The following is a 13296-nucleotide window of genomic DNA, read 5'->3' on the forward strand; positions in this document are numbered from 1 at the left end:
AGCGAAATTTCACCGCCGGGCGAGGTTTTATTTCAGCCCCAGGGCGGCTTTCATGGTGTAGAAGAGATCGGTCTGGTCGGTCAGTCCAACGACATTGGCGGCATGTGGGCCATACGCCGCAATACGCAGCTGACTACCGGTATGTTCTTGTGAATCCTCTTCGGAGTTCCCGTAACTCATCACCATCACTGCGCCATCTTTGGTATTTAGCGCCTGGGTGAGGCCCGGCGCTTTGGTGTCCGGCGCGACAATCTGGCTGGCGTGGGCGTGATCAGCGGTGACTATGACCAGCGTGTTGCCATCCTTTTTAGCGAATTCCAGCGCCCGTTGTACGGCTTCGTCGAGATCGACCGTCTCGCCAATTTGCCCACAAGGATTCGCCGCGTGATCCTGTTTATCGATTGATGCACCTTCAACTTGCAGGAAAAAGCCTTTCTCATTTTTACTCAACAATTCAATGGCTTTATCAGTCATCTGCGCCAGGGTCGGTACGCTGTCATTACGTTGCGGATTAGGCGTACAGGTAACTGCGGGCTTGTCGATATTGCCGTGGTACGTTGCTTTCGGTCCTTGCCAGCGCACTGGCATATTGCCGTCAGCAAACAGTCCTAGCAGGGGTTTTTGCTGGTTCGCTTCCGTCACCGCATTCAGTGAGGCAGCATCGCTCACCAACTGATAACCACGCGCCTGCGCCTGTTCACGCAGCGTTTTTCCCTGCCATTCACCGGCGGTTGCCGTTTCCGCAAAGGTTTTTGCGCCGCCGCCAAGCGTAACATCGGCACGGGCGTTAAGCAGCTGTTCGGTAATCGATCCTTTTCCGCCTTTTTCCAGCGCGTTACCCGGACATTTTTCACTGGTCGCGCTCGGACCGTAGCATTTGCGCGAAGTCACATGCGCCACCAACGCGGCGGGAGTGGCATCCTGCAACTCTGCGGTAGAAACGTTACCGGTCGCCAGCCCTGCGGCTTTTGCCATTTCCAGAATCGTTGGGTGATCTTTTTCATGAATATCGACACCCAATGCGCCGTTATAGGTTTTGACACCGGTTGACCAGGCAGTTGCTGATGCAGCCGAGTCGGTAACGTAGTCCGGTTTGCCGGTTTTTTTATTCAGCGCATAGTGAGTGTATTGCCCGGTAAGCGGTAAGGCATCAATACCTTTAAAAAAGCCGCCCGCACCTTCGGCATAATTACGTGCGGCAGTAATTTCCGAATCCCCCATCCCATCGCCAATCAGCAAAATAATATTTTTTGCAGGCTTATCGCTAAGAGAATCACGCAGAGCGGCGCTCTGATCACCCGTTAAGCGGCGAGCACCGCCGGGTGCAGTAATATCGCCCTGAGCAGCCCGGTTTTCCAGAATAGGCATTTCTGGTGTCCGGGCTTTTGTCACAGGGGTAAACAGTAACGGTAAGAGTGCCAGTGCAATAGTGCTTTGTTTCACTTTATTTTCTCCATGTACAAATACATTAAAAAATAAAAACAAAGCGACTATAAGTCTCAGCCGTGACAGCTTTATGACAGCTGTTGAAAAGATTACCTTTTTACTGACGAGGATGCTTCAATAACTTCTTTACATAATCGCGCAGCAGCTCCGTATCGTCGTCAGGAATGCTGGCATCGGGCTTTACCTCGTAAAGTGCCCCCTCAACCTGATCAATCAACCGCTGTTGGTCATTTTGCGCCATATTACGAAGCATTGCAGTGACGATAATCTCCAGTGCTTCTACCTGCGCGCACAGTTCTTTCGACTCTTCTTCTTTTTGGGCAAGCTTAAATAACAACTCAGCAATGAGATTTTTCATGTCTGTATTTCCTTATCCAAAGTATGGAGAAGTTAACATTATGCTTCACAACTTCATAGTGTCTGGAGGTAGTATTTTTATGACGAATGAAATACTTTGCGCAAATATTTTTTCCATATTTATCAGCGAAACGTTTCTCTTATTTAAATAAGTAACCATACAAAGTATAGGTTTTTAATTATCAACCTTTATTATAAGTAAAAGTTATGAAATATATTCTCTTTGCTAACTTATAATTAAGAGAAAAAAACTCACTGCATGGCCATTTAAACCAGGAATAAATTAGCTTCCCGTTCATCATTTTTGTGATCTTGCGCACATCTTTGAGATAACGCACTTTCTTCACCAGTACGTTGCACACTTTGTCAGTAGAAGATTGCAACATTCTGTCAGAAGGCCGCGAATCCCCCGTTTTGTCGTGGTAATGTATGCACTTTGTGTTAGACGGGATAGGTTTTCAAGATGGAAAAACTGCGGGTAGGAATCGTTTTTGGTGGTAAATCAGCGGAACATGAAGTGTCTTTGCAATCGGCAAAAAACATTGTCGATGCCATTGATAAAAGTCGCTTCGACGTTGTGCTGCTGGGCATTGATAAACAAGGGCAATGGCACGTCAGCGATGCCAACAATTATCTGCTAAATGCAGACGATCCTGCCCATATTGCGTTGCGCCCTTCGGCGACCAGTCTTGCGCAGGTGCCTGGTAAACATGAGCATCAGCTTATCGACGCACAAAACGGTCAGCCATTGCCGACGGTGGATGTCATTTTCCCGATTGTTCACGGTACGCTAGGCGAAGATGGTTCCTTGCAGGGAATGCTGCGGGTCGCCAATTTACCGTTTGTGGGTTCTGATGTTTTGGCGTCAGCGGCCTGTATGGATAAAGATGTCACCAAACGTCTGCTACGCGATGCCGGGCTGAACATTGCGCCATTTATTACCCTGACACGCACCAATCGTCAAAACATCAGTTTTGCCGAAGTGAAGTCAAAACTGGGGTTACCGCTGTTTGTAAAACCCGCTAACCAAGGCTCTTCTGTTGGTGTCAGCAAAGTAACCAGTGAAGAAGAGTACGCAATTGCCGTCGATCTGGCGTTCGAGTTCGATCATAAAGTGATCGTTGAGCAAGGGATCAAAGGTCGTGAGATCGAATGCGCGGTTCTGGGCAACGACAATCCGCAAGCCAGTACCTGTGGCGAGATCGTACTAACCAGCGATTTCTATGCCTACGACACCAAGTACATTGACGAAGATGGCGCGAAAGTGGTGGTTCCGGCAGCCATTACGCCTGAAATTAACGATAAGATCCGGGCAATTGCCGTTCAGGCTTATCAAACGTTGGGTTGCGCAGGCATGGCGCGTGTAGACGTGTTTTTAACCCCAGAGAACGAAGTGGTAATCAACGAGATCAACACACTGCCAGGCTTCACCAACATCAGTATGTATCCGAAGCTGTGGCAAGCCAGCGGTTTGGGTTACACCGACCTGATCACACGTCTGATCGAGTTGGCGCTGGAGCGTCACGCTGCGGATAACGCATTGAAAACCACAATGTAATTTTTAAATGCCCAATAACTGTTATTGGGCGTTTTCAGTTTCTTCATCGCGACGACGAATAATCAGCCCCGCGAGCCAGAAACTAATCACCCACGTCACCAGACCAACGGCATAGGTCTGCCAACCTTTTGCTTCAAATCCCAGTAACCCCACCACGCCATTAAGAATGAATATCAGGCCAATGGCGAACGCATAGTAGTGCCAGTCACGGCGAATTTTTACAGGCAGACTCATGGCAGCTCCGTTAACGAAAAATAACATCTTCGCATAATCGATAACTTACGTCTGTGGGGTAGACAGCATTTCCCGTATCGTTAAAAAATTTAACTTAAAGTTACCGTTTTGTGACTCGTGACAAATATTCCCGCTTCGGGAATATTCCCAACATCAATTTACCATGATTCTGATATTGACAATCTAAATGACCTGTCAGACTTGCCATAAGCCGCTGGTATGACACCAGAAGAGAAGTAGATGACTTCCGGAGGTTTTTATGGCTGATTTCACCCTGTCAAAATCGCTGTTTAGCGGAAAATATCGCAATGCCTCTTCTACGCCTGGCAACATTGCCTATGCGTTGTTTGTGCTGTTTTGCTTTTGGGCTGGGGCGCAATTGCTGAACCTGTTAGTGCATGCGCCCGGCGTCTATGAGCGTTTAATGCAGGCTCAGGAAACAGGCCGCCCACGGGTGGAAATTGGTTTAGGTGTCGGTACCATTTTCGGGCTGATCCCATTTTTAATTGGCTGCTTCATTTTTGCAGTGGTGGCGCTATGGCTGCACTGGCGACATCGCCGCCAGTAAGAGTAGGTTGCCAGATGCGGCCTAAAATGCCTTATCTGGCCTGGCGTTCCCTCTTGCTTACTGTTTCATACAACGCGCCCGCCGTTCGTCTACGCGCTTCGCAAACCAGGCCGTAGTCAGATTGCGGGTAATTTTCGGGCTTTCCAGTTGGATGCCGGGCAACATTTCGCGGGGTAGTGATCTACCCGTTTTTGCTTCGGCAAGTTGATAAACTTCCTTGTACAGCGCCGTCTCCTCAAAAGAGAAGCTGTCCCCTTTCTCTAACTGACGGCGAATTTCGCTGTCGCTCATCCCCAGTTTGCTTGCCAGTTTGCGCGTTGCCAGCTCTGTTTTCCCTGGTTCTTTACTGTCGTAACGAATTAAATCACCGTCCAGCGCCAGCTTTATGCCAGTGGCCTTACTGACCGCGTTCTGAAAAGCGGCATTACGGCTGGCGTACCAGCCAGCGTTAAAATCGGCAAAACGGTATATCGGCGCGCTATAACTGGCGGGATAATTCAGTAAATGGTAAGTACCGAACCACAATCCGCCGCGGCGACTGAAGACTTCCTGACGGACTGTACCGTCCATTTTCCACGGATACCCTTTGGTATGCTGTTCGGCAAACGCAATGCTGACCTGCATCGGTCCACCGGTACGTACCGGATTAAGCGAACCAAACAGCGTCTGCCCCATTGGCACCATGCTGATCAAATCGTCAAAAATCGCGCTTAATTGCTTTTCTGTACGCACAGAATCTAACCGCTCACTATAACTTTTGCCGTTTGGCGATTTGATTTTTAGCGCGGTATGAACCAGAAAAGCAGGGATGTGCATCCGTTCGGCACGACGGTCAATCTCTTGCCATGCTATCTTGCTTAAGCCCGGAACGGGCGGATCTGCCTGATAATTTGACTCCTGCTGCGCCACCGCCAGCACCGAGCAGACATTTTCCAGCGTCGGTGCCAGCCCCTGACTTTCAAACGTGGTGGCAAGATCTTTCGCCCAGGCATCGCGGTCTTTCACGCTCGCGGGCATCTTCTGCCGCACGACGCTCGCCACATCTATCGCTTTTTCGCCCTTTTTCAACGGTTGCGGAGCCTGACTACTACACCCTGCTAAAACCAGAACCGCCAACAACGAAAGCGAAGATAGATGATTGACGCGCGACATTACTTCTCCTTTTTAACTCAAGGTATGGGTTACTTCCTGAATTTTGTCACCATCCAGCTCATGTTCAAAGCTGCGCAGACGTTTGTAGATAGACATCAACTCAACCAGCGTGGTCCATGAGTTAATCAGGTACTGAAAAGCACCGCGAACCTGACCAAAAACGTTGGTAATCTGCGTCATCAGGCCGAGCGTAATCGTACCGGCAACAATCGACGGAAACAGCAAGAACAAACCGAAAACGTTATCGACCTGCAAATAGAGAATGCGGGCGATGTTGAAATACATATAGTGAAAATAGAGGCGGAAATAGTTTTTCCGCACGGCGCTAAACAGCTCGCGTACCGTAGGCGGCGTCGCGCGCGATGCATCGTCTTCACCATAAACCAACTCTTTACGGTAGGCAGCCTCTACACGCTGATTTTTAAACTCCAGTCCCGGCAGTTTGATCCCTACCACTGCCAGCAATCCGGTCCCCATCAACGACCATACGATAGCAGCAATCACCAGACCATACGGAATATGCCCGACAATCGGCAGCTCCGGCACATGCGCAGAGAGCGTTACCAGTACCGGCAGGAAGGCGATCAACGTCATGATAGCGTTGATAAAACTGACGCCCATATTCTCAAGCGTTGAAGCAAAACGCATGGTGTCTTCCTGCACACGCTGGGCGGCACCTTCGATATGACGCAGTTGTTGCCAGTTCGCCATGTAATATTCGTTCATCGCCGTACGCCAGCGGAACACGTAGTGACTGACAAAGAAGTTGTTCAGCACACTGATCACCACCGCGATCAGCGCAATCCCCAGAAAGACGCCCACTTCGCGGTAAAATTGTTCGATAGTGACTTTATGCGGCGAACTTAGCGCAGTTTGAATCAGATCATAAAACGGCGCATACCAGGCGTTGACGGCAACTCCAACTTCCACCAAAAACCAGGTGACGAAGATAATCAACGCAGTACCGAGTATTGACCAGTATTGCCAACGATGCGGGCTATAAATAAACCAGAACAGTGCAAAAAGCCCTACGCAAACAATGTAGTAAGCGTAAAAAATCAGGAAATCTAACGACCAGAAACGCGCGGCGCTAATTGGGATCTGCCCGGAAGCTCCGGTGATGCGCGCCACCCAATCCCCCCCACCGGCTTGCCAGAAGATAACGGCAATCAATGCCCAAACAAAGGCCGAGGGAAAAAACGTTCCCGGCTTTGGGAAAAAAGACTTAAACATATGCACTCCTGCTAACTTCTTATCGTTTTAACAACTGCTGTGTATTAACCGCATGACCGCTACAAAGAATCAGCCAAATGAAACTGCCCATTGTGACCCATAGCAAGGCGCATAGTTCGCCAGCCTGACCATAAGAATTGTTTCGACGGATTTCACAAACCAAAGATTATTTACATTAGCGGATTAACACGCGCAGGATCACAAATGCAGGCATTGGTGAGCAGGAAAAAGATCGTGTTTACGCGCCGTTACGTTTTTAACACTATTATTGCACTAATTCGCCCTTTGCAATCCATCAATGAGTAGTATAAATACGCTCAGTTACCTTCATTCAATCTATGGACACCACCGTTGAAACGTAGTCTGCTTTTTTCTGCCGTGCTTTGTGCGGCGTTATTGACCCCCGTCCATGCGGCGCAGCCGATCACTGAACCGGAGTTCGCCTCTGATATTGTCGATCGTTATGCCGATCATATTTTTTATGGCAGTGGTGCCACGGGGATGGCGCTGGTTGTTATCGACGGTAACCAGCGCGTCTTTCGCAGTTATGGCGAAACGCGCCCGGGTAATAACGTTCGCCCGCAGCTGGATTCGGTCGTGCGTATTGCTTCGCTCACCAAGCTAATGACCAGTGAGTTGCTGGTGAAATTGCTCGACCAGGGGACCGTGAAGTTAAACGATCCGCTAAGTAAATATGCTCCACCAGGCGCACGCGTGCCGACTTACAATGGCACGCCTATTACCCTGGTGAATCTGGCAACCCATACCAGTGCCCTGCCCCGTGAACAGCCGGGAGGTGCGGCACATCGCCCAGTGTTTGTCTGGCCAACGCGCGAGCAACGCTGGAAATACCTTTCTACGGCGAAGCTGAAAGCCGCGCCAGGCAGTCAGGCGGCATACTCTAACCTTGCGTTCGACCTGCTGGCAGATGCACTGGCGAATGCTTCTGGCAAGCCTTATACCCAGTTGTTTGAAGAGCAGATTACCCGTCCGTTGGGGATGAAAGACACGACCTATACTCCATCGCCGGACCAGTGCCGCCGTTTAATGGTTGCAGAGCGCGGTGCCAGTCCATGCAATAACACGCTGGCGGCAATTGGCAGCGGCGGAGTCTATTCCACGCCTGGCGATATGATGCGCTGGATGCAGCAGTATTTGTCATCTGATTTTTATCAGCGCAGTAACCAGGCAGATCGCATGCAGACGTTGATTTATCAGCGAGCGCAGTTTACAAAAGTGATTGGCATGGATGTCCCCGGCAAAGCGGATGCGCTTGGTTTAGGCTGGGTATATATGGCCCCGAAAGAGGGTCGTCCAGGGATTATTCAGAAGACAGGTGGTGGTGGCGGTTTCATTACCTATATGGCGATGATCCCGCAGAAGAATATTGGCGCATTTGTGGTGGTCACTCGTTCGCCATTGACGCGCTTTAAAAATATGAGCGATGGCATCAATGACCTGGTGACCGAACTGAGCGGGAATAAACCGTTGGTCATCCCCGCGTCCTGATTAATACTCTGAAGGCAAACGGTTGATAGCGACCAGTTTGCCTTTATTCATTTCGATATAGCCGCCTTTACGTAAAGCAGCGAGAACTTCTGCGACGACAGAACGCGATATGCGTGTACGTTGATGGATATAATTCATCACACCAATACGTGAGCGTAATTCTTCATTCCAGTCAATCATTGATAATAACGTTGCGCGGATTTGTTCGTAGGAATTATGCCCAATGAGCTGTACGTCACGTAATTCCAGAATTCTATTTTGCCAGGCTAACCAGTAAAAAGCGTCTCGCCAGAGTTGATTTTGTTCAATAAGGGTAATGGTTTGTTTGGCTGGCAGATGATATCCCGTACAATTTCCTTCTGATATTAATTTGTATGGTATATCGTTTTTCATTAAACCATCAGCCAGTCCCATAATATAAGGAGCCTGGGTAATACCGATAAGTACGTTTTCTTCTCTACGCAAAGAGATAACGCCCTCTAAAATAACGAAAGTATCTTCGCTATTGACATCACTTGAAAATATAACTTGCTTTTCATTATTAAACTCGAAGCGCGTGCCGTATCTGGACAAACATTTATCGAGCTTACCAAATTCCTGAAGAGGTTTAACTACAGATAACATTTGCGCGTCCTTTGCAGTAATGCCCGTCAAATCCTTGACGGGCATTATTTAGATTAAATTACCTATTTCTTCGGAGTGAAGAATATTACCAGGTATATTTAACACCCACATTCGCGGACCAGTCTTGATCTACGTCACCACCACCGAGGTAGTTAGCATCGGTATAGGCGCTGAAGTTCTTGGTGAAGCTGAACTGAGTACCCAGACCAACACGTACCGCAGACCCTTCAGTACCGTTATCGATGGAATCACCGTTCACATCGTTATCGTTGTTAGAGTCGTCGTAGACGTAAGCCAGTTTGAAGTACGGAGTCAGAGCCTGGTCTTCGCTGTAGGTGAAGGTATAACCTGCATCTACACCCAGTTCATAACGCATGCTGTCGTAAGACTGACCATCAACTTTCATGTCGTTGCTCAGCTGGTAGTCATCACCAGACTGGAACAGACCAGAAACGCTGCCGTAAGGAGTCACGTAACCTGCATCACCCAGTTTGAAGTCGTAACCGGCTTTCAAACCGAAGCCCCAAGCGTCGGAGTTGGTGCTACCGTCAACGTAAGTACCGTTGCTCATGGTTGCAGACAGGTCGTTGTTGAAGTGAGAGTAGCTCAAGCTACCATCAACAAAGACGTTGTTCGCGAAGTGAGCAGAAGAGTAGATGTAGGCAGTCTGGCTGTCTTGATCCACCTGACCAGAACGGTCATTCATGTCACCTTTAGCGAAGCCTGCAGCCGCACCGACAATCCACTTAGCGTTGTTACCGTCAACTTTGGTATCAACACCGACCATGATGCCGTTTACATCCTGATCATAGTTAATGGTGCCGTTGTCGCCGTTGAAGTTACCACCGAAGTAGCTTACCCATGCGCCGCCGTTATCAGCCAGACCATGACGAGAGTTGGTCAGACGAGTACCAACGGTGTCTTGTTCCAGGTTCCAGATATTGGTGTTTGCAGACGGGATGCTCAGCGCCATGTTAGCGTAGTCGGTCAGCTCCATCTGTTGCAGAACAACGGTGTTACCGCGCTGCTCAGCCTGATAGGTGTATGCACCCAGGTCAGCTTTGTTAGCAGCAGAGAAGGTCGCGTTGCTGTTTTTGTCGTTAACGTAGATCAGCTCGTTGCCGTTGTAGTCAGCAATAGAACCAGCACCAGTAGCGTTGTCGATACGAACTTTGTAGTTACCAGTTGCCGCTGCAACATGGTCACCGTTGTTATCAACTTCGTTCTGACCAGCTTCGATAGAAGCAGTGTTGTCGTTATCGCCGTTACCGTTAATGGTCAGGTGACCATCAGAGTTCATTGCGATTAAACCATAACCGTAGTTTGACTTGGTAGTATCGTTGGTACGGTCGTTGGTCAGGTCGGCATCAAGTACGAAGCGGTTGCTTTCGATGTTGAACACACCAGCGTGAATGTTACCACTGGTATCAGTAGTGCTGGTCAGGTTCAGAGTATCAACCTGCAGAGCATTCGCAGCAGTGTTACCTACATCCAGGATACCGTCGTTAGTCACTTTGATGTTGTTGGCATACAGAGCAGCATCACCTACAGCCCAGCCAGCAGAAACTTCATCAGAAATGGTTACGGTACTGTTGTCGATAGTCAGTGAATCAGTTGCAACATGACCATCTTCATTGATGTTCAGCGCAGAAAGACCAGTCAGAGAGATAGAGTCAGAAATCAGCGTTGAATCAGCAACATTAACAGTTGAACCACTGTTGATGCTCAGGGTGTCGATCAGAGAAGTTTTGGTGGTATCCCACTGTGAACCGGTGTTCAGGGTCACATTGAACAGACCGCTCTGGTAAACTTCGTTACCGATGATGTGATCAAATTCGCTGTATTCAGAGTCGCTGTTTTCTACACCAACAGTTGATAAAGGCCACAGGCTGTTCGCTGCGATGTCGATCAGAGTTGCAGTTGCGTCGGACCCCATCGCATAAGCATCGTAAATGCCATCCAGCGGGCTGTTTTTATCGATCTTACCATCAAGGGTATCGTTATCAACATCACCGTCGCCATCGGTATCTGTCCCAATATCTGAGCCCAGATCAACCTGATGCGCAGACATTGCCGCACCAACCCACTTGCTGCCATTGTTCAGGGTCAGATCCAGGCGATCAGTACCATCCCAACCGTTAGTATCTACATCACCGTCAGCATCACGATAGCTATCACGACCTTGTGGGAAGAAGTTCTCATCAAAATTACTTGAGAAGAATACATCGCCCATCAGTGTGGAATTATCGAATGTGGCAGTGGTTTGCATAGCGTTATCAGCATATGGATGTGCAATAACAGCTAATGCAACATCATCAGCATTCCACCCATCACCATTGTAATCACTAGCATTACCAGTATTACCAAACCAACCAGTTGTACCTTCATCAGTCCATGAACCAGAGGTCACAGTAGAATCTTTAACAGTGATGGTGTTATTAAATACTTCGCTGCTGTTTACACCAGTGCTGACAGTGTTGTCGTCGATATCTTCCCACTCATAACCCTGAGTCAGCGTAATGCCTGCTACGTGAGAGTTATTAGAGATGGACAGATCAACTTCCTGATCCAGAGTGATGGCAGTACCAATGTTAAATACATTTACAACATGAGTGTCAGCGGCATTATTGTAGGTGCCGTTATATGTGTAGTGTTCGTAGTTGTCATCGATCGTTGAATTATCAACGGTCAGCGCCAGACGATCATGGTAGTAGTCATCCGCACGATCAGCACAATCAGTTGTCATGCACTCGGAATAAATCATGCCGTGAATAGTGCTGTTTTTGATTGTCAGGCTATTGGCGTTGGTATTGGTAGAAATACCATCGTCCAGATAGTAGGTAGAAATCACGCCGTTAACGGTAGCGTTATTAATGACCGGATAGATATCGCCGTTGTAATAACTATCAGCGGCATAGTTATTCCAGCCTACATAACCATCATAGTAAACGTCATCAGCATAGGTGGCGTCGTTGTAGTGATGGAAAGTATTGTAAGTTTGACCAGAAATATCGTTGGTCGCTGCATTAGCCTGAGAGGTGATAGCCAGAGTGCAAGCCAATGCTAATTGTGATACTACAAGTTTCTTTTTCCAGGAGTGCATTTGTCATCCCTCCTCAGGGACGTAATAAGTTGATCCATCAATTATCAATGCATAGAAAACATATTATGTTTCGCGTTTACGATTATGCGGCGTTATAGAGGAATGGTTCAATTATTCTTTCCCCTAAGTCCGATTGCGGACATATATAAAGCACGTGAACACACATAAAGAAATAAATAACAAAAATACATTATTTCAATAGGTTAATGAAAGCGCCAATTTTAAAGCATAGACCATAAAAATATAAAACAACCAAACCAGACAAATAATGTATCAATACGCAATGAACTTTACGCTATTCACTTTTTGAAAACGTCACCAAATCCCCAAAAACAATAATCTATAGCTATAAATAAAAATTAAAAATATTTTCAATGAATATGAAATTATTGCTGTTTCTATTACAAAGATGTCCTGACCTCTCATTCATTCTCTTCTTGTCAACATCGCGACAACTTTCGTAAAACATCCCCACCCTGCTTCAGGTATACTATGCCCCTCGATTCCACAAACATCAGGCAGACCATGACAGATTTAATCCAACGCCCTCGTCGCCTGCGCAAATCTCCTGCGCTGCGCGCTATGTTTGAAGAGACAACACTTAGCCTTAACGACCTGGTGTTGCCGATCTTTGTTGAAGAAGAAATTGACGACTACAAAGCCGTTGAAGCCATGCCAGGCGTGATGCGCATTCCAGAGAAACATCTGGCACGCGAAATTGAACGCATCGCCAACGCCGGTATTCGTTCCGTGATGACTTTCGGCATCTCTCACCATACCGATGAAACCGGCAGCGATGCCTGGCGGGAAGATGGTCTGGTGGCGCGTATGTCGCGCATCTGCAAGCAGACCGTGCCAGAAATGATCGTTATGTCAGACACCTGCTTCTGTGAATACACATCTCACGGTCACTGCGGTGTTCTGTGCGAGCATGGCGTCGACAACGACGCGACTCTGGAAAATTTAGGCAAGCAGGCCGTGGTTGCAGCTGCTGCAGGCGCAGATTTCATCGCCCCTTCCGCCGCGATGGATGGCCAGGTACAAGCGATTCGCCAGGCGCTGGACGCTGCGGGCTTTAAAGATACGGCGATCATGTCGTATTCGACCAAGTTCGCCTCTTCCTTTTATGGTCCGTTCCGTGAAGCTGCCGGAAGCGCATTAAAAGGCGACCGCAAAAGTTATCAGATGAACCCAATGAACCGTCGCGAGGCGATTCGTGAGTCACTGCTGGATGAAGCCCAGGGCGCGGACTGCCTGATGGTTAAACCAGCCGGAGCGTACCTCGACATCGTGCGTGAGCTGCGTGAGCGTACTGAATTGCCGATTGGTGCGTATCAGGTGAGCGGTGAGTACGCGATGATTAAGTTCGCCGCGCTGGCGGGTGCTATAGATGAAGAGAAAGTCGTGCTCGAAAGCTTAGGTTCGATTAAGCGTGCGGGTGCGGATCTGATTTTCAGCTACTTTGCGCTGGATCTGGCTGAGAAGAAGATTCTGCGTTAATGATCATTATGC

At 48.4% G+C, this 13296-nt stretch carries 12 protein-coding genes; 4 read left to right on the forward strand and 8 right to left on the reverse strand.

The window, feature by feature from the left end; genetic code table 11:
- Positions 1–27: 27 nt before the first annotated feature.
- The 3 genes from phoA to BEB42_RS26475 form a co-directional block, all read right to left on the reverse strand.
- Complete coding sequence (gene phoA / locus BEB42_RS08165; RefSeq protein WP_001353411.1) at positions 28–1443, reverse strand: alkaline phosphatase; 1416 nt, start codon at positions 1441–1443, stop codon at positions 28–30.
- A gap of 100 nt (positions 1444–1543) precedes the next feature.
- On the reverse strand, positions 1544–1804 hold the full coding sequence (gene iraP / locus BEB42_RS08170; RefSeq protein WP_000792970.1) for an anti-adapter protein IraP: 261 nt from the start codon (positions 1802–1804) through the stop codon (positions 1544–1546).
- Positions 1805–1985: 181 nt separating this feature from the next.
- Positions 1986–2189, reverse strand: coding sequence for a hypothetical protein (locus BEB42_RS26475; protein ID WP_001353412.1), 204 nt, complete (start codon positions 2187–2189; stop codon positions 1986–1988).
- Between the two features lie 77 nt (positions 2190–2266).
- Here BEB42_RS26475 and ddlA point away from each other — a divergent pair, with 77 nt between their 5' ends.
- Positions 2267–3361, forward strand: a complete 1095-nt coding sequence (gene ddlA / locus BEB42_RS08180) for a D-alanine--D-alanine ligase (RefSeq protein WP_000413662.1) — start codon at positions 2267–2269, stop codon at positions 3359–3361.
- 21 nt (positions 3362–3382) lie between these two features.
- On the opposite strand, the gene BEB42_RS08185 is transcribed toward ddlA, so the two are convergent.
- Positions 3383–3595 carry a DUF2754 domain-containing protein gene (locus tag BEB42_RS08185; protein ID WP_000056900.1) on the reverse strand — a complete coding sequence of 71 codons (213 nt, stop codon included), beginning with the start codon at positions 3593–3595 and terminating at the stop codon, positions 3383–3385.
- A gap of 259 nt (positions 3596–3854) precedes the next feature.
- On the opposite strand from BEB42_RS08185, the gene BEB42_RS08195 reads away from it, so the two are divergent.
- The gene (locus tag BEB42_RS08195; protein ID WP_000763146.1) at positions 3855–4163 is read left to right on the forward strand and encodes a YaiY family protein; all 309 of its coding nucleotides are present in this window, start codon (positions 3855–3857) and stop codon (positions 4161–4163) included.
- A gap of 57 nt (positions 4164–4220) precedes the next feature.
- Here the strand turns inward: BEB42_RS08195 and yaiW are convergent, their stop codons facing one another.
- Together yaiW and sbmA are read right to left on the reverse strand one after the other, a co-directional pair.
- Entirely contained in the window at positions 4221–5315 is a 1095-nt protein-coding gene (yaiW, locus tag BEB42_RS08200; RefSeq protein ID WP_000092053.1) for a surface-exposed outer membrane lipoprotein YaiW, read from the reverse strand.
- 12 nt (positions 5316–5327) lie between these two features.
- Positions 5328–6548: a peptide antibiotic transporter SbmA gene (sbmA, locus tag BEB42_RS08205; RefSeq protein ID WP_105267277.1), complete on the reverse strand. Its 1221-nt coding sequence runs from the start codon at positions 6546–6548 to the stop codon at positions 5328–5330.
- 351 nt (positions 6549–6899) lie between these two features.
- On the opposite strand from sbmA, the gene ampH reads away from it, so the two are divergent.
- Positions 6900–8057 carry a D-alanyl-D-alanine-carboxypeptidase/endopeptidase AmpH gene (ampH, locus tag BEB42_RS08215; protein ID WP_000830728.1) on the forward strand — a complete coding sequence of 386 codons (1158 nt, stop codon included), beginning with the start codon at positions 6900–6902 and terminating at the stop codon, positions 8055–8057.
- Here the strand turns inward: ampH and iprA are convergent, their stop codons facing one another.
- Complete coding sequence (gene iprA / locus BEB42_RS08220; protein ID WP_001295817.1) at positions 8058–8681, reverse strand: hydrogen peroxide resistance inhibitor IprA; 624 nt, start codon at positions 8679–8681, stop codon at positions 8058–8060.
- Positions 8682–8766: 85 nt separating this feature from the next.
- Positions 8767–11784, reverse strand: coding sequence for an autotransporter adhesin EhaB (ehaB, locus tag BEB42_RS08225; RefSeq protein WP_105267278.1), 3018 nt, complete (start codon positions 11782–11784; stop codon positions 8767–8769).
- Positions 11785–12309: 525 nt separating this feature from the next.
- On the opposite strand from ehaB, the gene hemB reads away from it, so the two are divergent.
- Entirely contained in the window at positions 12310–13284 is a 975-nt protein-coding gene (gene hemB / locus BEB42_RS08230) for a porphobilinogen synthase (RefSeq protein WP_001295337.1), read from the forward strand.
- Positions 13285–13296 lie beyond the last annotated feature (12 nt).

It is taken from the genome of Escherichia sp. MOD1-EC5990, assembly GCF_002965285.1.
Classification (GTDB): Bacteria; Pseudomonadota; Gammaproteobacteria; order Enterobacterales; family Enterobacteriaceae; genus Escherichia; species Escherichia coli_F.

Excerpts from the sequence above, each read along its gene's own strand:
- iraP (WP_000792970.1), bottom strand. The coding sequence starts at position 1,804 with ATGAAAAATCTCATTGCTGAGTTGTTATTTAAGCTTGCCCAAAAAGAA.
- BEB42_RS26475 (WP_001353412.1), bottom strand. The coding sequence starts at position 2,189 with ATGTTGCAATCTTCTACTGACAAAGTGTGCAACGTACTGGTGAAGAAA.
- ddlA (WP_000413662.1), top strand. The coding sequence starts at position 2,267 with ATGGAAAAACTGCGGGTAGGAATCGTTTTTGGTGGTAAATCAGCGGAA.
- BEB42_RS08185 (WP_000056900.1), bottom strand. The coding sequence starts at position 3,595 with ATGAGTCTGCCTGTAAAAATTCGCCGTGACTGGCACTACTATGCGTTC.
- BEB42_RS08195 (WP_000763146.1), top strand. The coding sequence starts at position 3,855 with ATGGCTGATTTCACCCTGTCAAAATCGCTGTTTAGCGGAAAATATCGC.
- yaiW (WP_000092053.1), bottom strand. The coding sequence starts at position 5,315 with ATGTCGCGCGTCAATCATCTATCTTCGCTTTCGTTGTTGGCGGTTCTG.
- sbmA (WP_105267277.1), bottom strand. The coding sequence starts at position 6,548 with ATGTTTAAGTCTTTTTTCCCAAAGCCGGGAACGTTTTTTCCCTCGGCC.
- iprA (WP_001295817.1), bottom strand. The coding sequence starts at position 8,681 with ATGTTATCTGTAGTTAAACCTCTTCAGGAATTTGGTAAGCTCGATAAA.
- ehaB (WP_105267278.1), bottom strand. The coding sequence starts at position 11,784 with ATGCACTCCTGGAAAAAGAAACTTGTAGTATCACAATTAGCATTGGCT.
- hemB (WP_001295337.1), top strand. The coding sequence starts at position 12,310 with ATGACAGATTTAATCCAACGCCCTCGTCGCCTGCGCAAATCTCCTGCG.